The organism is Polaromonas sp. P4_F6, assembly GCF_056401275.1.
Map to the genome: position 1 here is coordinate 24,504 of NZ_JBFUJQ010000016.1, position 19,364 is coordinate 43,867.

At 65.8% G+C, this 19,364-nt stretch carries 21 protein-coding genes; 14 read left to right on the top strand and 7 right to left on the bottom strand.

Annotation, left to right across the window (positions count from 1 at the left end; translation table 11 throughout):
* The first annotated feature begins 171 nt into the window (after positions 1 to 171).
* Together AC1DUN_RS23590 and AC1DUN_RS23595 are read left to right on the top strand one after the other, a co-directional pair.
* Positions 172 to 1,824 (top strand): ShlB/FhaC/HecB family hemolysin secretion/activation protein, encoded by a 1,653-nt coding sequence (locus AC1DUN_RS23590; RefSeq protein ID WP_477716097.1) that lies wholly within the window; start codon positions 172 to 174, stop codon positions 1,822 to 1,824.
* A gap of 61 nt (positions 1,825 to 1,885) precedes the next feature.
* A complete protein-coding gene (locus tag AC1DUN_RS23595) occupies positions 1,886 to 5,851 on the top strand; it encodes a beta strand repeat-containing protein (RefSeq protein ID WP_477716098.1) in 3,966 nt (1,321 codons plus the stop codon).
* A 48-nt stretch (positions 5,852 to 5,899) separates the two neighbouring features.
* On the opposite strand, the gene AC1DUN_RS23600 is transcribed toward AC1DUN_RS23595, so the two are convergent.
* Positions 5,900 to 6,583, bottom strand: coding sequence for a C40 family peptidase (locus tag AC1DUN_RS23600; protein WP_477716099.1), 684 nt, complete (start codon positions 6,581 to 6,583; stop codon positions 5,900 to 5,902).
* Positions 6,584 to 6,597: 14 nt separating this feature from the next.
* On the opposite strand from AC1DUN_RS23600, the gene AC1DUN_RS23605 reads away from it, so the two are divergent.
* Entirely contained in the window at positions 6,598 to 6,798 is a 201-nt protein-coding gene (locus tag AC1DUN_RS23605; RefSeq protein WP_477716100.1) for a hypothetical protein, read from the top strand.
* 70 nt (positions 6,799 to 6,868) lie between these two features.
* Positions 6,869 to 7,969, top strand: coding sequence for a PQQ-dependent sugar dehydrogenase (locus tag AC1DUN_RS23610; RefSeq protein ID WP_477716101.1), 1,101 nt, complete (start codon positions 6,869 to 6,871; stop codon positions 7,967 to 7,969).
* Here the strand turns inward: AC1DUN_RS23610 and AC1DUN_RS23615 are convergent, their stop codons facing one another.
* The 3 genes from AC1DUN_RS23615 to AC1DUN_RS23625 are packed head-to-tail and all read right to left on the bottom strand — an operon-like array spanning position 7,970 to position 9,566.
* Complete coding sequence (locus tag AC1DUN_RS23615) at positions 7,970 to 8,452, bottom strand: RidA family protein (protein ID WP_477662741.1); 483 nt, start codon at positions 8,450 to 8,452, stop codon at positions 7,970 to 7,972.
* Positions 8,453 to 8,509: 57 nt separating this feature from the next.
* Entirely contained in the window at positions 8,510 to 9,145 is a 636-nt protein-coding gene (locus tag AC1DUN_RS23620) for a LysE family translocator (RefSeq protein ID WP_477716102.1), read from the bottom strand.
* Positions 9,146 to 9,197: 52 nt separating this feature from the next.
* A complete protein-coding gene (locus AC1DUN_RS23625) occupies positions 9,198 to 9,566 on the bottom strand; it encodes a hypothetical protein (RefSeq protein WP_477716103.1) in 369 nt (122 codons plus the stop codon).
* 190 nt (positions 9,567 to 9,756) lie between these two features.
* On the opposite strand from AC1DUN_RS23625, the gene AC1DUN_RS23630 reads away from it, so the two are divergent.
* Positions 9,757 to 11,238, top strand: coding sequence for an aminotransferase-like domain-containing protein (locus tag AC1DUN_RS23630; protein ID WP_477716104.1), 1,482 nt, complete (start codon positions 9,757 to 9,759; stop codon positions 11,236 to 11,238).
* Positions 11,239 to 11,247: 9 nt separating this feature from the next.
* Here the strand turns inward: AC1DUN_RS23630 and AC1DUN_RS23635 are convergent, their stop codons facing one another.
* Entirely contained in the window at positions 11,248 to 11,898 is a 651-nt protein-coding gene (locus AC1DUN_RS23635; RefSeq protein ID WP_477716105.1) for a LysE family transporter, read from the bottom strand.
* Between the two features lie 100 nt (positions 11,899 to 11,998).
* On the opposite strand from AC1DUN_RS23635, the gene AC1DUN_RS23640 reads away from it, so the two are divergent.
* From AC1DUN_RS23640 to AC1DUN_RS23655, 4 genes are read left to right on the top strand one after another with little or no spacing between them, the layout of a single operon-like run.
* Complete coding sequence (locus AC1DUN_RS23640) at positions 11,999 to 12,802, top strand: MlaE family ABC transporter permease (RefSeq protein ID WP_477716106.1); 804 nt, start codon at positions 11,999 to 12,001, stop codon at positions 12,800 to 12,802.
* A 23-nt stretch (positions 12,803 to 12,825) separates the two neighbouring features.
* On the top strand, positions 12,826 to 13,854 hold the full coding sequence (locus AC1DUN_RS23645) for an MlaD family protein (protein ID WP_477662749.1): 1,029 nt from the start codon (positions 12,826 to 12,828) through the stop codon (positions 13,852 to 13,854).
* The gene (locus AC1DUN_RS23650; protein ID WP_477716107.1) at positions 13,851 to 14,522 is read left to right on the top strand and encodes a hypothetical protein; all 672 of its coding nucleotides are present in this window, start codon (positions 13,851 to 13,853) and stop codon (positions 14,520 to 14,522) included. The genes AC1DUN_RS23645 and AC1DUN_RS23650 overlap by 4 nt, the downstream gene beginning before the upstream one ends.
* A 10-nt stretch (positions 14,523 to 14,532) precedes the next feature.
* Positions 14,533 to 14,838 (top strand): hypothetical protein, encoded by a 306-nt coding sequence (locus AC1DUN_RS23655; protein WP_477716108.1) that lies wholly within the window; start codon positions 14,533 to 14,535, stop codon positions 14,836 to 14,838.
* A gap of 6 nt (positions 14,839 to 14,844) precedes the next feature.
* Here the strand turns inward: AC1DUN_RS23655 and AC1DUN_RS23660 are convergent, their stop codons facing one another.
* Entirely contained in the window at positions 14,845 to 15,084 is a 240-nt protein-coding gene (locus AC1DUN_RS23660; RefSeq protein ID WP_074579970.1) for a hypothetical protein, read from the bottom strand.
* A 151-nt stretch (positions 15,085 to 15,235) separates the two neighbouring features.
* On the opposite strand from AC1DUN_RS23660, the gene AC1DUN_RS23665 reads away from it, so the two are divergent.
* Both AC1DUN_RS23665 and AC1DUN_RS23670 read left to right on the top strand, forming a co-directional pair.
* Positions 15,236 to 15,679: a nuclear transport factor 2 family protein gene (locus AC1DUN_RS23665; protein WP_477716109.1), complete on the top strand. Its 444-nt coding sequence runs from the start codon at positions 15,236 to 15,238 to the stop codon at positions 15,677 to 15,679.
* Positions 15,680 to 15,697: 18 nt separating this feature from the next.
* Positions 15,698 to 16,156, top strand: coding sequence for a MerR family transcriptional regulator (locus AC1DUN_RS23670; protein ID WP_477716110.1), 459 nt, complete (start codon positions 15,698 to 15,700; stop codon positions 16,154 to 16,156).
* Here AC1DUN_RS23670 and AC1DUN_RS23675 read toward each other — a convergent pair.
* Positions 16,153 to 16,713 carry a TetR/AcrR family transcriptional regulator gene (locus AC1DUN_RS23675; RefSeq protein ID WP_477716111.1) on the bottom strand — a complete coding sequence of 187 codons (561 nt, stop codon included), beginning with the start codon at positions 16,711 to 16,713 and terminating at the stop codon, positions 16,153 to 16,155. The two genes, AC1DUN_RS23670 and AC1DUN_RS23675, sit on opposite strands and share 4 nt — an antisense overlap.
* A gap of 109 nt (positions 16,714 to 16,822) precedes the next feature.
* Between AC1DUN_RS23675 and AC1DUN_RS23680 the strand changes: the two genes are divergently transcribed.
* The 3 genes from AC1DUN_RS23680 (at position 16,823) to AC1DUN_RS23690 (ending at position 19,190) form a co-directional block, all read left to right on the top strand.
* Positions 16,823 to 17,290 (top strand): nuclear transport factor 2 family protein, encoded by a 468-nt coding sequence (locus tag AC1DUN_RS23680; RefSeq protein WP_477716112.1) that lies wholly within the window; start codon positions 16,823 to 16,825, stop codon positions 17,288 to 17,290.
* Positions 17,291 to 17,412: 122 nt separating this feature from the next.
* On the top strand, positions 17,413 to 17,937 hold the full coding sequence (locus AC1DUN_RS23685; protein WP_477716113.1) for a hypothetical protein: 525 nt from the start codon (positions 17,413 to 17,415) through the stop codon (positions 17,935 to 17,937).
* Positions 17,934 to 19,190, top strand: a complete 1,257-nt coding sequence (locus AC1DUN_RS23690) for an Hsp70 family protein (protein ID WP_477716114.1) — start codon at positions 17,934 to 17,936, stop codon at positions 19,188 to 19,190. Before AC1DUN_RS23685 ends, AC1DUN_RS23690 begins: the two co-directional genes overlap by 4 nt.
* Positions 19,191 to 19,364: the final 174 nt, after the last annotated feature.

Genomic DNA, 19,364 nt, shown 5'->3' on the forward strand with positions numbered 1-19,364 from the left:
CCTTGTATCGAGTTTCACAATTGGTTACTGTGAACTAATTCACGAAAAATGCTGATTTATAAGTAAAGCAGTTGGTCCGGAAGTTTGTAACTCTCGATTTTTCAGTGGGATGCAGCAATGAAGCGTACTGATGGTGCAGGCATGCACGAAGTTCTTTGTTTTGCCCTTGCCTTGCATTTGGCACTTCCGATCGTCGCTCTGGCACAACAGCAGCCATCCACCATCGATCCGGGGCGCCTTCGCGAACGCTTCGACATCCAGCCCGAAGCCGCGCCCGCGCCCCCGCCGGCACAACTCAAGAGCGAGGCCGCCGAGCCCCTGCCTGATTCGCTCAAGGCCATACGCGTCACGCTCAAGGAAGTCCGCATCGAGAGCAGCACCTTGCTGCCGGGCAATGCCTTGCAGGCGCGCGCCGACAGCTACACGGGGCGCGAGATCACGGGTGCCGACATCCTCGAACTCGCGTCTTCGCTGACCGCGATGTACCGCAACGCGGGCTACATTCTTTCGCTGGTCGTGGTGCCGCCGCAGTCGCTCGCGGACGGCACGCTGACGCTGCGCGTCGTCGAGGGTTACATCGCCCGCGTGAACATCCAGGCCGGGCCGGGCGTGAGCGCCCATGTGCAGGAACAGCTGATGCGCCTGGGCGAAAAGATCCAGGCCTCCAGGCCCATAGAGGGCGCGGTGCTGGAGCGCTACCTGCTGATCGCCAATGATTTTCCCGGCGTGGAACTGCGCAGCGTGCTCGCGCCTTCGCAGGCGCCGGGGGCGGCCGACTTGACCCTGGTTGCCAACGTCAAGACGGTGGAGGGTTTTGCTTCCATCGACAACTACGGCTCCAAATACCTGGGGCCCACCCAGCTGACCCTGGGTGTGGTCGGCAACCAGCTGCTGGGCGTGAACGACCAGTGGCGTTTTGTCGGCGTGGGGACCGGCAACTCCGAGATGGCCTACACCCAGCTTTCCTACAGCCAGGTCGTCAGTACCGAAGGCCTGCGGCTTTCGGCCTCTGTGTCCCGCGCCCGCACGCAGCCCGGCGATGTGCTCAGGTCCTTTGATGTGCACGGCAGTGCCGACACGGTGTCGCTGTCCGCCGCCTATCCTTTGCTGCGCGGCCGCAATGAAAGCCTGACCGCGCGCGCGACCTACGACCATTCCGACGTCCACACCGAGGTGCTGGGCACCCGCGTGATCGAAGACCGCATACGCGCGCTGCGCCTGGGACTGAGCTGGCGCGTGCTGGACAGCCTGGACGGGCAGAACGCGCTGGACGTCGATCTCAGCCAGGGGCTGGGCGGCACGCAGGAGTCCGATGTGCTCAAGAGCCGGGTGGGCGCCAAGGGCGTGTTCAACAAATTCAGCTTCGACTACGAGCGCTCGCAGTTCGTCGGATCGAATTTTTCCTTCACCGTGGGTGTGGGCGGGCAGTGGGCCAACACGCCGCTGCTGTCGTCGGAGCAGTACGCGCTGGGCGGGCGGCGCTTCGGCCGGGCCTATGAGCCGGCGGAGCTCGTGGGTGAACGCGCGCTGGCTTTTCGCATCGAGCCGCGCTATGCCGGCGGCGCCGCCGGCATGCCGGGGCTCAAGTCCTGGCAGCTGTTCGGCTTCTACGACATCGGCAAGGTCTGGAAGGTCGGCAGCGTCACGCCCGGAACGCCCTCCAGCCAGAGCCTGGCCTCCGCCGGCCTGGGCCTGCGCCTCTTTCTTGAAAAAAACGTGGTCGCCGCCATCGAGGCGGCCTGGCCGCTGACCAAATCCATCGCGAGCTACCAAGCCGACGGCAAGAATCCGCGGCTGATGGGCTCGCTGCTGGCGCGGTTTTGATGATGTTCACTGGATCCGTCCCTGTTGTGCTTTGTCTTTTTTGCATTCAAGAGGTGATTCCATGCAAGCCAAACTCCCTGCCCCGCTTCTGCGTCCCCCCGAACGGCGGCGGCCGTCCTTCGCACTGAAAACCCTTCCCGCGGCGGCGGCGCTGCTGTTCGCGCCGCCCGGCTGGACCGTGGACATCGTGGGCGCGGCGGGCCTGCCGCAAACCGGCACGGTGTTTTCGGGCTCGGCTTCGGGCTCGGTGGCGGGCAACCAGATGACCATCACCCAGGCTTCCAACCGGGCCGTGCTGGACTGGGGTTCCTTCAACATCAATCCGGGCAAGTCGGTTGAGATCGTGCAGCCCAACGCGGCGTCGGCCATCCTCAACCGCATCAACGGCGACACCAATGCCACGCACATCATGGGCAGCCTGTCGGCCAACGGAATGGTGATGCTGATGAACCCCAATGGCGTGATGTTTGGGCCGAATGCCACGGTGAATGTGGGCTCGCTGATCGCCACCACAGGCACGATTGACGCGAACAACTTCATGAGCACCGGTGGCGCGCAGATCACGGGCGCTGCGGGCAGCATCACCAACCAGGGCAGCATCACTGCGCAAGGCGGTATCACCGTGCAGGGCGCCGGCCTGGTGGCATTGGTTGCGCCTTCGGTGAGCAACCAGGGCAGCATCATCGCGACCGGCGGCACCATCGCGCTGGCCGGCGCCACGGCCGCCACGGTGTCGCTCAACGGCGGGCTGTATGAATTCGCCATCGCCGGCGGGGCGACGGGCAGCAGCGTGTCCAACGAGGCCGGCGCCAGCCTGAGCGGCGCGACCTTGCGGCTGGGCGTGGGCGACGCGGCCAACCTGCTGTCGGGCGTGATCAACCTCGAGGGCGTGCAGCAGGCCAGCAATGCCATCGTCGTGAACGGCAACGCGGTGGTGCTCAAGTCGGCGCTGCAGGCGCCCAGCGTCAGCGGCAATTCCAACCATATCGACGTCTATGGCGGCGCGCGCATCCAGGACGCTGTGAACATCGCCAAGACCGGCACGCCCGGCGCGGGCGCGGCCGTGGACGTGCACGCGGGCAGCTATGCCGAGCAGCTGGCGCTCAACAAGGCCAACCTCACGCTCACCGGCCTGGCGGGCGCAAAGATCGTCGTGCCCGATGCTGCGCAGGTCAACGGTGTCAGCATCAGCGCCAACAACGTGACCGTGACCGGCCTGGAGATCGCCGGGCCGGTGAACCAGCCTTACCTCAATTACGCCTGGGGCTCCAACATCAGCCGCGGCATCGCGGTGGCCAGCGGCGTCACCGGCTTCACCATCACCAACAACAACATCCACGACGTGCGCAACGGCATCCTGATTGACGGGCGCAACGCCGGCAGCGTCTCCGGCAACCGCATCGAAAACACCAAGAGCGCGATTTCGGTGCAGTACACCGACGGCAGCGGCATCACCCTGGCCGGCAACAGCCAGGGGCCGACAGGCAATGAATGGGGCCTCAACCTGCACCTGAACGGCTACTGGGACGGCTCGGCCATCCGCAGCAACCCGATGGCGACGGGTCCGACCCTCTCCTGGCAGCAATCCCTGCTGGCCCTGAGCGCCGCCAATGGCGACTGGTCGGTGCAGGACCAGGCCTATACCTCTGCCAACCGCACGCATGTGAATGTGGCCACCACGGGGACCGGCGGTGCGCAGGGCAGCGCGCTGACACCGCTGAACAGCGTGCAGGCCGGTGTGAATGCCGTGGTCGCGGGAGGCACGGTGAACGTGACAGCAGGGACCTATGTCCAGCCGTCAACCCTCGTTATCAACAAGAGCCTCACGCTGGCAGGCGCGGGGCAGGGCGCGACGCTCATTGATGCACGCGGCGTGGTGAACAACTACGGCATCAACGTGAGCGCAGACAACGTGTCGCTCAGGGACTTCACGCTCTACGGCCCCAGCGCCAACGTGGCCTCGGCCTACGGCATCAAGGTCGCGCCCTCGAGTACGAATGACGCGTCGGCTCGGTTGCGCAATTTTTCGATTAGCAACGTCACCAGCCGCGGCGCGGGCCGGGCCGAGCTGGACCTCAACGGCGTGGACGGCGCGCTCATCGACCATGTGACGGCCAACGGCGCGCCCGTGGGCAATGACGCGGGCAGCACGCAGGGCGCGGGCATCCAGCTGACCGACAGCGCCAACGTGACGGTCAGCAATTCCACCACGCGCAACAACGACTGGGGCGGTCTGGCGCTTTACCAGGCCAACCGCTATTACAACCAGCAGATGAACAACATCACGATAGCGGGCAACAACAGCTTCGCCGAGCGCAACCCGGTCTACTTGCAAGATGAGTCGGCCAGCCGCAACTTCGGCACGCTCAGCATCGCCGGCTTCGATTTCGCGGTGCGCAACGCCAGCAGCGCGGGCAACAACAACCAGTACACCTGGCTGCAGGCCTCGCAGCAAAACGCGTTTGACTATGCCGTCAACCTGGGCAGCTCCGCCTCCAGCTATGTGCAGGGCTGGAACGGCGCGCAGGCCACGCAGGACTTCCACGTCGGCATCGGCAGCCTGCTGGGCGGCGGCACGCAGGCCCTGTCCATCAACACGGCGCTGGGCAACGCGGGCAACGGCGCCAACATCCGCGTGGGCTCCGGCACCTATGCCGAGAACGTGGTGGTGAACAATCCCTACAACCTCTACTTCAGCGGCAGCACCCTGCACAGCCTGGTGCTCAATGGCGGTGCAGGCGGCTCCGGCATCGCCGGCACGGTGACGGCCGACGGCGCGGGCGGCATTGTGTTCCAGGCGCCGGTCAGCCTGCTCGGCGACACCACGCTGGCCACCCTGGGCGCCGATATCTCGCTTAACCGTGACATCCAGAACGCCGGCGGGACGGCTCGCGCGCTGAGCCTGCTCGCCGGCTCCGGCGCCAGCCGCGGCAATGTGCATATGCTGTCGGGCGGCACCGAGGCCAATGCGCTGGGCCAGTTCGAGGTGGTGTCCAACGCCTTCAGCCTGGACAGCACGCTCTGGGTCAAGGGCTACGGCATCAATGCGCTGGGCAATGTCGCGTTGAGCAACCACACCCTGCGCGGCCAGGACGCCAGCGCCACCAACACCCTGAACGCCGGCGGCGACGTCAGCGGCTCCACCATCAGCCAGGGTGCCGTCCAGGTCACCAGCGGTGGTGACGTCTCGGCCAATGTGACGGCCAGCGAAGTGGCGGTGGCCGCAGTGGGCGACGTCAGCGGCACCACCACCAGCCAGGGCAATGTGCAGGTCAGCAGCAGCACCGGCGATATCAGCGGCAACATCAGCGGCAGCAACGTGGTCGTGCAGGCGCAGGGCGACATCAGTGGCACCACCACCAGTGCGGGCAATGTGCAGATCAGCAGCAGCACCGGCAACGTCAGCGGCAGCATCAGCGGCACCAGTGTGGTCGTGCAGGCGCAGGGCGACATCAGCGCCACCACCACCAGCCAGGGCAATGTGCAGATCAGCAGCAGCACCGGCAACATCAGCGGCAACATCAGCGGCAACAATGTGGTTGTGCAGGCGCCGCAGGGTGACGTGAATGTGGTGGTGGTGGCCTCGGGCTCCGCCTCGCTGGCCGGCGACTCGGTGGTGGCCAACGTCGTGGCGCCTGTCGTGTCGGTGGCCGCCGTCGGCGAGGCCCAGGTGACAGGTTCGTCCTCCCAGGTCACGGTGACGGCGGCCAGTGGCAGCGTCAGCGGCAATTTCGGACAGGTGACGAATTCGGGCGGCGGCCTGGTCAACGTCAACGGCAAGCCCCAGGGCAACCAGCAACTGTCGTCCAACGCTGAAAACAACCGCGTGATCCCGTCCGGCAGCAACCTGGCCGAAGGCGCCCCCACAGAGCAGCCTGTGCTTCAGCTGGCCCAGGCTGCCGGCCTGGTGGGCGATACCGAGGTGCGCACGGTGCGGAGTTCGCCATCCGGCGCCGGCGAGGCCCTGGACAACGGCCAGGCCGTGGAACTCGACATGTCGCCGAAAAACGAGCGGGAGAAAGAGTAAGAGAAGGGGGCCCGGAGAACTCCGGAGAGGGTGGCGAAAAAACCCGGCTCAGCGCCGGTATTGTTCCTGCAGCACCGGCTGAGACTGCAKGCTGGTCAGTGGTGCGGCGGTTTGCGCGGCCTGGATTTCGGGGACGCGGGCTGCCGCCTGGGAAACCGGCAGGGCCGCCATGCGCTCGGTTTCCGGCAGCGGGGTGCCCGTTGGCTGCACGCGGCGGGCGCCGTCAAAGCGGCGCTGCCAGTAGCTCACGCCCATGCTTTCGACGCGCACTTCGGCGCCGGGCTTGGGGGAGTGGATGAATTTGCCGTCGCCGACATAAATGCCGACATGGCTGAAAGCGCGCCGCATGGTGTTGAAAAACACAAGATCGCCGGGCTGCAGCTCGTTTTTCTCGATGCGCTGGGTGGCCGCGGCCTGTTGCTCGGCCCGGCGCGGCAGCAGCAGGCCTACGCTTTGTTCGTAGATGGCGCGCACAAAGCCGCTGCAGTCAAAACCGGTTTCCACCGTATTGCCGCCGCGTTTGTAGGGAACCCCCAGGAAACCCATGGCATTGACCACGAGCTCGGACGCCTTGTTGCTGACGCTTTGGCGGACCTGGCCGATTTGCGTGAGCAGGCCTTTGTCGGCCAGCAGCTTGTCCATGTCATCGTTGGAGTTGCCCGGCGCCGCATGCACGCCAGCTGCCAGCAAAGCGGCAGAGGCAATGATGAGGGCAGGGGCAATTTTTCGCATGGCGCCTAGGATACTTGACAGATCTGTCCTACGTCAACCTCAAGTGGCTTCTTGATAAGCTTTACAAACCCTTGATTTGTAACGAGTTTATCTGCGGGAAAACCCCTTTTTACGCTTCAGGTCCTATGTTTGCATATGAAAAAGGCGCATTGGCGGGCCGCCAGGGACAGGACGCCGTGGCCCGCGCTGCGGCTGCCGGCTCCGGTTTGATTTAAGGAGTGAAATATGACGCTATTCAAGGTTGCATCTACAAAGTTTGCTCTTGTTTTAATAGCAATTTTCACGATGAACACGCCTGCCCAGGCACAGGCCGTCCGCCCGGAAACCGTGGCCAGCGGCCTGGAAAACCCCTGGGGCCTGGCTTTTCTGCCCGGCGGCCGTTTTCTGGTGACCGAGCGGCCGGGCCGGCTGCGCGTCATCTCGGCGACCGGCAAACTGGGGCCGCCCGTGGCCGGGCTGCCGGAAATAGCCGCCGGCGGGCAAGGCGGTCTGCTGGACCTCATCACCGACAGCGACTTTGCCCGCAACCGCACGGTCTTTTTCTGCTTTTCCGAACCCGGCCCCGGGGGCCGCGTCAACAGCACGGCCCTGGCACGGGCGACCCTGAGCGCCGACGAGACCCGGCTGGAAAACCTCAAAATCATCTTCAGCCAGAAACCCAAGGTGGCCAGCAGCGCGCACTTCGGCTGCCGCATCGTCGAAAGCCGGGCCGCCGCAGACGGCAAGCTTTTCCTCACGCTGGGCGAGCGTTTTTCGCGCAAGGAAGACGCCCAGGCGCTGGACAACCACCACGGCAAGATTGTGCGCATCCGCAAAGACGGCTCGGTTCCCCAGGATAACCCCTTTGTCGGCAAAGCCGGGGCCCTGCCGGAGATCTGGAGCTACGGCCATCGCAATGCCCAGGGCGCGACGCTGGCGCCCGACGGCACGTTCTGGATGCATGAGCACGGCCCGCAGGGCGGTGACGAAATCAACCTCCCCAGGCCTGGCGCCAACTACGGTTGGCCCATCATCACCTACGGCGAGAACTACGGCGGCGGCAAGATAGGCGAGGGCATCACCGAAAAAGCCGGCATGCAGCAGCCCCTGCACTATTGGGTACCGTCCATCGCGCCTTCGGGCATGGCCTTTCTGACCAGCGAGCGCTATGGCAAAGCCTGGCAGGGCAACCTGTTTGTCGGCTCGCTCAAATTCGGCTACCTGGACCGCATCGAGCTGTCGGCGCCTTTTACGACACCTTTTACCGGCAAGGTGGTGCGCGAAAGCAAGCTGCTCGCCGAACTCGGCGAGCGCATACGCGACGTGCGCCAGGGCCCGGACGGCCTGCTTTATGTGCTGACCGACAACAGCAACGGCAAACTCATCCGCCTGCTGCCGGGGAACTGATCAGTTCGGCGTGACGGCCGCGATCAGGTCCAGCTCGACCGCCGCGTTCTTGGGCAGCTGCGCCACGCCCACCGAGGTGCGCGTGTGCGTGCCGGCCCCGCCCAGCACCGCATGCAGCAGGTCCGAGGCGGCATCGGCCACCTCGCTTTGCTGGCTGAAGTCGGCCGCGGACTGTGTGTAGACCGTCACGCGCAGGATTTGCTGGATGCGGTCCAGGCTGCCCAGGCTTTGCCGCAGTAGCACCAGCGCGCGCATGGCGCAGACCCTGGCGGCCAGTTGGGCCTGGGCCAGCGAAACGTCGGCACCGACGCGGCCGGTGACCACCACGGTGCTGCCCACGCGCGGCACCTGGCCGCTGACATAGACCACGTCGCCGTGCCGCACGGTGGACACGTAGTTGCCGCCTATCTTGAGTTCACCCTCAAAGCTGTAGCCGAGGGCGGTTTCCTGGGCGGCAAAACGGGCATCGCGTGAGTCTTCCATGGCAGGGGCTTTCTTTCTGGGTAGTTATATAGAGAGGGGATGGGAACCTGGGGGGGCTTAGCTGGGGCTTTTGAGCCGCAGCAGGCTCAGCCCCAGCAGGCCGAAGGCGCCGCCGCAGATGCGGTTGAACACCCGGGCCCGGCGCGGCGTGCCGAACCAGCGGTGCGTGTGGCGAGCCAGCAGCACGTACACCATGTGGGAGCTCAGCACGCAGGCGGCAAACGCGCTGGTCAGCGCCAGGAACTGCGGCAGCACAGGCGCTTCGGGATGGATGAACTGGGGAAACAGCGCGGTGAAAAACAGAATGCTTTTCGGGTTGGTCAGCGCCACCAGCAGGCCCTGGCGGAACAGCGCGGCATTGCTTTTGCCGGGCTGCGACTGTTCCGGCAGGGGTGCGTCGAACATCGAGGTCTTGCTGGTCCACTGGCGCCAGCCGAGGTAGACCAGGTAGACCGCGCCCACGGCTTTGAGTACCGCGAACAGCCAGGCCGAGGTGTGCAGCAGCGTTCCGAGGCCGGCCATCGCCGCGGCCGAGACCGAGAACACGCCCAGCACATTGCCCGCCGAGCTCCACAGCGTCTTGCGCGGCCCCCAGGCCACGGCATTGGAGACCGCCAGCAAAATGCCCGGCCCGGGGCTGAGTGCGGTCACAAGTGAAATGGTGATGAACAAAAGCCAGGCGGAAGTGGTCATGGGCGTGGGTCAAGAGTGGAGGGGAATGAAGGTCGAATTTAGCGTGGCGGCCTCAAACCGGCTTGGCGCCGCGGTATCGCCCGCGCGCGGCCTGGGTGATTCCTGACAGCCGGCCCAGCCATTGTTGGGCCGCCGCCGCCAGCCTTTGCCGCAGCGGCACGCGCGCCGGCTGGCTCACCAGGCAGGCCGCGCCGCCGTGCTGGGCGGTGACCGTGACCCAGCCGTCCTCGGTGACGACGTGCGACTGCCCAAGCTCCAGCGCCGCGGCGTCGCGAAACACCTGCTCGCCCAGCCAGCGCGGCGCGCCTGTCACCAGCAGCGTGCCCGAGGTGCTGATCAGCGCGCTGCCGGCCTTGCTGTGGAAGAACAGGGATTCACCGGCGTCAAGCTCAAGGCGGCGAGGGGCGGGGCGGTGCTGCATGGCGGCTCCAATCAGGGGTGGTCGGTCGGGGAGGGCATGGCTGCAAGATTAAGGAAAGCGCCCCATTCCCGACAGATGCACACAAGCTCTTTCTGTATCGGTACAGAGGGCTAATTCCCCATCTGTTATGGTCTGGTTTTGCCCCATCTGTGGCTGTGTCGCCGCAGCCCCTTCACGGATCATTCAGCCCATGGACGTGTCACCCCTGGCCCCAAGCCCCGCGCAAGCTCCCTCGCAGCCGCTTTACCTGCGGCTTTCCAGCCATTACCGGCAGGCGATCCAGTCCGGCGTGCTTTTGCCCGGCGAACGCATGCCCTCCGTCAGGGCGCTGACGCGGCTGCACCAGGTCAGCCTGTCGACCGCGGTCGAGGCCTGCCACACGCTGGAGGACGAAGGCCTGCTCGAGGCACGGCCGCGTTCCGGGTACTTTGTGCTCAAGCGCCGCCGCACCGACCTGCAGCCGCCCAGCGAGCCCGACTCCGGCCGCAAGCTGGACCCGGCCCAGTACGTAGGCGTGCACGACCGCGTCTCCGACTTTGTCGCCAAATGCGATGTCTACCCGTTGGTCACCAACCTTGCGGGCACCYACGGCACGCCCGCGATGTACCCGGCCGAGGCGCTCAAAAACGCCGCCACGCGCACCCTGCGCAAACACCCCTTTCTGCTGGTGAGCGCGCCCGATTTCCTGCACGATTCGCCGCTCAACGCCGTGCTGGCCAAGCGCGCGCTGGAAGCCGGCATGCAGCTCTCGCCCGAAGACATCCTGGTCACCCACGGCTGCATAGAGTCGCTCAATATCGCCCTGCGCGCGGTCGCGCAGCCGGGCGACACCGTCGCGGTGGAGTCGCCCACCTACCACGGCCTGCTGCAAATCCTGGAAAGCCTGGGCCTGCGCGCGCTGGAGATCCCCACCAGCCCGCAGCAGGGCATTTCCGTCGAGGCGCTGGACCTGGCCCTGCGCACGCACGACAGGATTCGCGCCGTGGTGGTCATGCCCAACTTCCACAACCCGCTGGGCAGCGTCATGCCCGATGCCGAAAAAGAAAAACTGGTGCGCCTGTGCGAGCGCCAGCGGATCGCGGTGATCGAGGACGACACCTACGGCGCCCTGGGCCCCGACGACATTCCCCTGAAGGCCGCCAAGGCCTGGGACCGTGACGGCTGGGTGATTTACTGCGCCTCGCTGCGCAAGACCCTGGCGCCCGGCTTGCGCCTGGGCTGGGTCGCCGGCGGCCGCTGGCAGGCCCGCATCCAGATGATCAAGTACGCGCAAAGCCGCGCCAATGAAGTCCTGGCCCAGTACACCGTGGCCGAGTTCATGGCCTCCAGCGCCTACGACCGCCACATGGCCAGGCTGCGCCGCATGCTCAATGTCCAGCGCGAGCAGATGGCCGAGGCCATCGCGGCCCACTTCCCGGCCGGCACCCGGCTGTCGGTGCCCAGGGGCAGCATGATGCTGTGGGTGGAGCTGCCGGCCGGCAGCTCGGCGCAGGCCGTGTTCGACACCGCCATACGCCAGGGCATACGCGTCGCGCCGGGTTCGATGTTTTCCAATTCGAAGCGCTTCGACAACTTTTTGCGCATCAGCTGCGGCGAGCCCTTTTCCAGCCAGGTCGACGAGGCGCTGCGAAAGCTGGCGGCGATTGTCTCGGCCCAGGCCCCTAAGGCCTGAGCATGAAACCTAGTGCGCCGCCGCGTGGCTGCGCTTCACAAAGAACAGGCCCGCGCCCACCGCCATCAGCATGCCGCCGAAAACGCGGTTTTGCAGCCGGATCGCGCGCGCATTCTTGAACAGCGTCTGCAGCCGGCTGGCCGCGAAGGCATAGCCGTGCATCACCACGGTGTCCACCGCCACCGTGGTCACGGCCATCACCAGCAGCTGCGGCCACAGCGGCCGGCTGGGGCTGATGAACTGCGGCAGCACCGCCACCATAAACAGAATGCCCTTGGGGTTGGTCACATTGGTCAGCAGGCCCGTGAGGAAGCGGCGTTTCGCCGAGAGGCTGTTGCTGTCGGCCACGCCGGCCTCGCCATCCGCCGTGATGCCGTTCGACGAGCGCCACTGCGCCCAGCCTATGTAGATCAGGTACAGCGCGCCCAGTATCTTGACGACGCTGAAGGCCAGCTCCGACGCCACCAGCAGCGAACCCACACCCGCGCCCGCCACCAGCAGGATGACCACCAGCCCGATCTGCAAACCGGCAATCGTCGCGCGCGTGCGCCGCATGCCAAAACTCAGGCCGTGGCTCATGGCCAGCACGGCCCCCGAACCCGGCGACAGCGCGATCAGGATGGAGGCAAGGAAGTAGGCGGTCCAGGTGTCGAGGGCCATGGTGTGTCTGCGATCAGGGAGTCAGGAAGAAAGGGATGAGGAGCGTAAAAACGCCTGCCATCCTACAACGAACCGGGCAGGCCCGCAGGTATCATGCCGCATGGCTTCCAGGGGATACGCGCAAAGTCGACTCACGCAAACCGGCCGTGCCGCGCAGCTGTGGGTGATCGAGTGGTGGCGGCTGGTGCACCTGGGGGCGATCATCCTGGTCCTGACGCTGTCGCCGTCCAGCTACAGCCCGCAAAGCCGGGCCATCCTGTCGCGCCATATTTACGTCAACACCGCGCCCATTCTTTTGTGGTTCACGGTGCTGTGCGCGCTGGTGACGGTGGTGCTCACGCGCATCGTGCTGGTGACGGCGCTCAGCTATGGGCTGTCGCAGTATGCGCTGCAGGTTGTGATACGGGTGCTGGTGCTGGAGCTGATCCCGCTGACGGCGGCCTTGTTTGTGGCGCTGCGCTGCACGATTCCCGACGGCGCCGAACTGACGGCCATGCAGGCCAGCGGCGAGCTCGACGAAATGCGGCGCCAGGGGATTGAACCGGTGCGGCGCGAGGTGCTGCCGCGCGTGGTGGCAGGCATGTTCTCGGGCATCACGCTGGCGGCGCTGAGCTGTGTGGTGGCGCTGGTGGTGGCCTATATCGCGACCTACGGCTTCGCGCTGTCGGGCCTGGCGGCTTACACGCGGCTGTTCGGCCAGGTGTTCAGCCCGGCGGTGACGCTGATCTTTGTGCTCAAGACCCTGTTTTTCTGCCTGGCCGTGTCGCTGATACCCATGGCCTCTGCCTTGTACGGCATGTCCGAGGCCAGCGTGCGCACCAGCGCCGAGATGCGCGGGCTGGTGCGCATGTTCGCGGTGATCCTGCTGATTGAAGTGGCATCGCTGGTCGGCAATTACTATTGACCCAACAAGAAGAAAACAAGCCCATGAGTTCACCCCACGACAATCCCAACCCGCCGCCCGGTAGGCCGGACCCGCTGCAGCCGGCGCGCGAGGCCCAGCAGTCCTCGCCCGCGGAAATCCGCAGCCTGGAGTTCAAGGCCAGGCTGCTGCTGCTTTTTATGCTGCTGCTGGTGTGCGGCTCGGCGTTGTACGTGATGTATGCGCGCGGCGCGTTTGAGTCCACCCAGCGCCTGGTGCTGATCGCCGACGATTCCGACGGCGTGGTGGTCGGCATGGACCTGACGTTTTCGGGTTTCCCCATAGGCCGGGTCAACCGTGTGGAGCTGGCGCCCGACGGCAAGGCCCGCATCCTGGTTGACGTGGCCGCCAAGGACGCCCACTGGCTGCGCACCAGCAGCGTGTTCACGCTGGTGCGCGGGCTGGTGGGCGGCACCGCCATACGCGCCTACACCGGGCTGCTGAACGACCCGCCGCTGCCCGAGGGGGCGGAGCGCACCGTGCTGCTGGGCGACGCGGCCGCTGAGGTGCCCAAGGTGATTGCCGCGGCCAAGGACCTGATCGAGAACCTCAACACCCTGACCGGCGAGGGCGGCTCGGTGGGCGCCAGCCTGGCCAACTTGAAAACCCTGACCGACAGGCTGAACGGCCCAGGCGGCGCGCTCACCGTGTTGCTGGGCAGCGAGGCCGAGGCCAAAAAATTCGCCGCCACCCTGGACCGTACGAATGCCTTGCTCACCAAGCTGGACGGCCTGGCCGCCAAGACCGACACCCAGGTCTTCGGTGACAAGGGCCTGATGCCCGAAACCCGCGCCACCGTGGTGCAGCTCAACACCATGCTGGGCGAAGCCCGCACCAGCCTCAAAAAGGTCGACGCGCTGCTGCAGGACGCCCAAGCCGTGACCCGCAATGCCAAGGACGCCACGGCTGACCTGGGCGCGCTGCGCGCCGACGTGGAAGCCAGCCTGCGCAAGGTGGAAGGCCTGATCAACGAGATCAGCCGCAAATGGCCTTTCGCCAAGGATGCGAGCCAGGCGGAGATGAAACTGCCATGAACATCAGCACCATGAAACCCGCCATATGGCTGGCCGCCGGGCTGCTGGCCGCCTGCTCGAGCGGACCGCGCGCGCCGGACTGGCAGCTCGAAGCCAAAGGCTCCATGGACCGTTCCGTCGCCGCCTACATGGAAGGCAACAGCCGCGTCGAGACAGCCGAGCTGGAGCGCGCGCGCGGCCAGCTCACGCGTTCGGGCCGTGCCGATCTGCTGGCCACGGCCGAGCTGCTGCATTGCGCGACGCGCGTCGCCAGCCTGGTGCTGGACGAGCCCTGCACTGGTTTTGAAAAACTGAGCCCCGATGCCACCGAGGCGCAGCGCGCCTATGCGGACTACCTCAAGGGCCGGGTGGCGCCGCAGGGCATTGCGCTGCTGCCTGAATCTCAGCGCGCCGCCGCGGCCGGCAATGCGGGCGCGCTGGCCGGCATCAACGACCCGCTGTCGAAACTGGTGGCGGCCGGCGTGCTGCTGCAAACCGGCAAGGCCGACCCGGCCGTGATCCGCCAGGCGACGGACATCGCCTCGGCCCAGGGCTGGCGGCGCCCGCTGCTGGCCTGGCTGGGCGTGGCGCTGCGACTGGCGGAGCAGGGCGGCAACACCGCCGAGGCCGACCGCCTGCGCCGCCGTATCGAACTGACGCAAAACACGCCAGCGCCCGCCAAGCCGTGAGGGAAACACTGTGAGTTACCGGCTCAGGCTGTACGCTTATGAAGATGCGTCCGAGGGAGAGCTGCGGGCGGCCGAGCAGCGCTTTCGCACGGCGCTGGAGGATGCGCTGGGCCATGAAAGCCTGGTGCTGCCGGTCTACACCGCCTATATGCGGCTGGTCGCGACCTATGGCGAGTCACCGGCGGAAGATGTGCTGTCGGCCGACGAGCTGGAGATCTTCAGCCAGTGGCAGGCGGCGGAGCTGGCGGCCGTGACGGCTGCCCTGGGTCCGCATCGTTATATGGGCGATGCGCAGTTCGAGATTCGCCCGGCTTAGACCGGTTCAGGGTGAGCGGCTAAGACGCGGCGAGGCCAGGGCCTGCAACTGGTCGGAAATCGCCGTCTCCACACCGGGGAGCTGTTTGAACATCTGGGCTTTTTCAAGCGTGGCGTGCAGCTGCCGCAAATCCTTGCTGCTGGTGGTGGCCTTGATCTGGGCGATGGCCGCCGTCGTGTTGCCGCTTTTGAGCACCGCCAGCATTTTGCTGACCCATTCGCTGGCGGCCGGTCGTTTCTGGTTCATGCGGGCATTGTAGGGTTGGCCTCAAGGCGGCAGTATTTTTTTCCATGGCGGCGCTTGACCTTGAGTGCACTCGAGGATCTTTAATCCCTGCAAGCCCTCGCGACCTGCGGGGCCCCACGCCCGGTGCGACGGGCATTCCAGGAGATTCCTCATGAGCACAGCATCCATCCTCACCACTACCGAAGCCAACAGGCAACGCATACGGCAGGTCATGGCCGAGCTGGACAAAGGCAATGGCAAGCCCTTTGTCGAGGCCATGGCCGACGACGTTTCATGGACCATTCCCGGCGACACACCATGGTCGCGTACCTACAGCGGCAAGCAGGCGGTCGTCCATGAACTGCTGCGGCCGTTGTATGCCCAGTTCGCCACGCCCTACATCAGCAGCACGCGCCGCGTGATGGCCGACGGCGACATGGTTGTCATCGAATTCGACGGCCGGGTCACGACCAAAGCCGGCAAGGCCTACAACAACCGTTATTGCTATGTCTGCCGCATGGAGGACGGGCAGATCAGGGACTTGATGGAGTACCTGGACACCGCGCTCGTGAGTTCGGCGCTGGAGGCACCGCCAGCGCAGGCGCTTGCCGCCTGAGCGGCTCTATAGTGATGCATGGCTGAAACCTTCCTGATCGGGCAACTCGCCGCGCGCACCGGGCGCAGCGTGCACACCATACGCTGGTACGAGGCGCAGGGCCTGATCCCGGGCGTGGCGCGCGACGGCGGGCGGCGCCGCGTCTACGGTGAGCTGCACATCAGCTGGCTGGAACTGATGGACAGGCTGCGGCGCACCGGCATGTCGATTGCGGAAATGCGCGAATACACCGCGCTGGTCAAGCAGGGCAGCAGCACGCTGGCCAAGCGGCAGGCGCTGCTGTCGGCGCACCGTGAGCAGGTCAGGGACATGATTGCCGAATGGCAGCTGGCGCTCAGGCTGCTGGACAGCAAGATCGATTTTTACGACGAGTGGGTGGCTTCGGGCAAACGCCCGGCGGTGAAGGTGGTGGAGCGCGCGGGCCCGGCGCTCAAATCCCGCCCCAAGGCCAAGCCGCGCCGACCCCTGAAAGCTTAGGCGGCAGGCGCATCCAGCGCATTGAGCAGTACGCGCAAGCCGGCCAGCGCCGCTTCGCCGTCCTCCATTTGCGCCCGCACGATGGCGCCGTCAACGGCCAGCGCCGCGGCGCCGGTGGTGGCCTGCTGGCGCGGGCCGGCCGGCAGCAGGCCGGCAATCACCTGCCGCATTTCGTTTTTGTGGTTTTGCACGATCTGCGCCACGCCGGGCAGGGTGCCCGCTTCGGCCATGGCGTTGATGAAGGCGCAGCCGCGAAACAGCGGGTCGGCAAACCATTCGGCCAGCGCGGGCAGCAGCGGCGACAAGCCGCCGCCCGACACCGCGCCGTGCCGCCCCAGCGCATCGACGAACCAGGCCATCCAGCGCTCATGGCGGTAGTCCAGGAAGGTGCGGATCAGCTCGTCTTTGCTTGGAAAGCAGCGGTAGAAGGTGAGTTTGGCCACGCCCGACTCGGCAATGATGCGGTCTATGCCGGTGGCGCGCAGGCCGTCTCGGTAAAACAGGTCGTGCGCGGTGAGCAGGATGCGATCGCGCGGGGAGGGGGCTGAAATGTCCATGGGTTGATCTTAGAGGTTGTAGACAGATCTGTCTACTTGTGCCAGAATTTCGGTAGGTAGACAGAGTTGTCTACTATCCCTCGATTTCTCTTCATTCAAAGGACGACACATGGAAACCCGGCCACCGCTACCACCCTTCACCCACGAAACCGCGGTGCAGAAAGTCCGCGCCGCCGAAGACGGCTGGAATACGCGGGACCCGCAGCGTGTGTCGCTGGCCTACACGGCGCAAAGCCGCTGGCGCAACCGCGCCGAGTTCGTCACCGGCCGCGAGGAAATCGTCGGCCTGCTGTCGCGCAAATGGGCGCGCGAGCTGGACTACCGACTGATCAAGGAGTTGTGGGCTTTTGGCGGCAACCGCATTGCCGTGCGTTTTGCCTACGAGTGGCATGACGATGCCGGCAACTGGTTCCGTTCCTACGGCAACGAGAACTGGGAATTCGACGAGAGCGGCCTGATGGCGGTGCGCCACGCCAGCATCAACGACCTGCCGATCAAGGCGGCCGATCGCAAGTTTCACTGGCCGCTGGGACGCCGGCCCGACGACCACCCGAGCCTGAGCGACCTTGGCTTGTGAAGGGATGGGGGCGGGGCTGTAGAATCCGTGTCCCCCATGCGCACCGTGTTGTTTGAAGGCGGTGCGTGACCTGAATTTGCCCCCGGCCTGCCGCCGGGGCGCCCGACCCGAGTGATTCCGCCTTGACTGACTCCCACACCCCGCCGGCCGGCCCGGACGACGAATCCCCCCACGACGAGCAGCCCGTTCTCCAGGAGCCGCGGCTTTGGCGCGGCGACGGCTGGACGGCCAAGGTCATCAAGAACGAGGACGACGACGGCTGGGCCGTTGCCATGATCAAGGACGGCGAGCCCGAGCCCGCGCTGGTCGGCCCCTGGACCATGGGGCGCGACAAGAAAAATCCCAAGCCGCTGGACGGGCCCGCCTTCAGCACGTTGGTGAAAACCGCCTCGGAATTCGTGCGCAGGCACGAGCAGCAGCTGCATGCCACGCTGCACCAGAGCATCACGGTGACCGCCCATGCGGCGCGGGTCACGGTGACGCTGGACATCGTTCCCGATGAGGACAACCCGCACGGCCTGCTCAGCGCCGCCGACGAGGCCGGCGAGCCACTGGCGCAGGTGCGCGTGGCGCCGTCCTTCAAACTCAACCGCGCCAGCGCCGTGGCCTGGGCTGAAAGCGGCTTTGCCAAGCCGGCCGGCCGGTGAGCGCGCCCCAGGCCTGCGGCATAGACTTCGGCACCTCCAATTCGACGGCGGGCTGGAGCCGGCCCGGGCTGCCCGCGCTGCTGCCGCTCGAAGGCGGCAAGCCGACGCTGCCTTCGGTGGTGTTTTTCCATGCCGAGGACGAGCATGTGAGCTATGGCCGTGCGGCGCTGGCCGACTACCTGGCCGGTTATGAAGGGCGCCTGATGCGCTCGCTCAAAAGCCTGCTGGGCACGGCCATGATTGACGACCACACCGAGGTCGGCGGCCGTGCGCTGCCGTTTCGTGTGCTGCTGGCGCAGTTCATCGGCGAACTCAAGCACCGCGCCGAAAAAGCCGCCGACCAATCCTTCAGCCAGGCGGTGCTGGGGCGCCCGGTGTTCTTTGTGGACGACGACCCCAAGGCCGACAAGAAAGCCGAAAACACCCTGGCCGAAATCGCCCATGCGGTGGGCCTCAAAGACATCGCCTTCCAGTACGAGCCCATTGCCGCGGCCTTCGACTATGAATCCCAGATCCGGCGTGAAGAACTGGTGCTGGTGGTGGACATAGGCGGTGGTACCTCGGACTTCGCGCTGGTGCGCCTGTCGCCGGAGCGCGCGAAAAAGGCCGAGCGGCGGGATGACATCCTGGCCAGCGGCGGCGTGCACATAGGCGGCACCGACTTCGACAAATACCTGAGCCTGGCCAGCGTCATGCCCACGCTGGGCCTGGGCAGCCGGCTGGTGAGCGGGCTGGAGGTGCCCTCGGCCCAGTACTTCAACCTCGCGACCTGGCACACCATCAACCAGGTCTACAGCAAGAAGTCTTGGACGCAGATCAGCGACATACGGCGCGGCGCGGTCGACAAGGACAAGCTGGACCGCCTGCAGAACCTGGTGCGCGAGCGTGCCGGCCACTGGCTGGCGATGCAGGTCGAGGCGGCCAAGATCACGCTGTCCGATGCGCCCGAGGCCGTCATGGACCTGGGGCGCATCGCCCCCGGCGAGACCCTCACCCTGCACCGGCCTGACTTTGACGGCGCCATCAGCGAACTGGTGGGCACGGTGTCGCGCACTGTCCTGGGCCTGCTCAAGGATGCCGGCGTCGACCCGGACGCCATAGACACCGTGTTTTTCACCGGCGGCTCCAGCGGCGTGCCCCTGCTGCGCGAGCAGATTTCCGCCTTGCTGCCCCAGGCGCGCAGCGTGGAGGGCGACCGCTTCGGCAGTATTGGGGCAGGGCTGGCACTCGACGCGGTGCGCAAGTTCGGCTAGCAGCCGGCGGCAAAGACGCTGCTGGCAACAGCCGCAGCTTCAAGCCCATAGAACGATATTTAACTATCTATTCTTCATTAAAAGATTGTTAACTATTGATTGAAAATATCAAAATAGATAAAATACTATCGTTAATTTAAAAAACGATATTTTTCTATTTATGAAAACACTGTC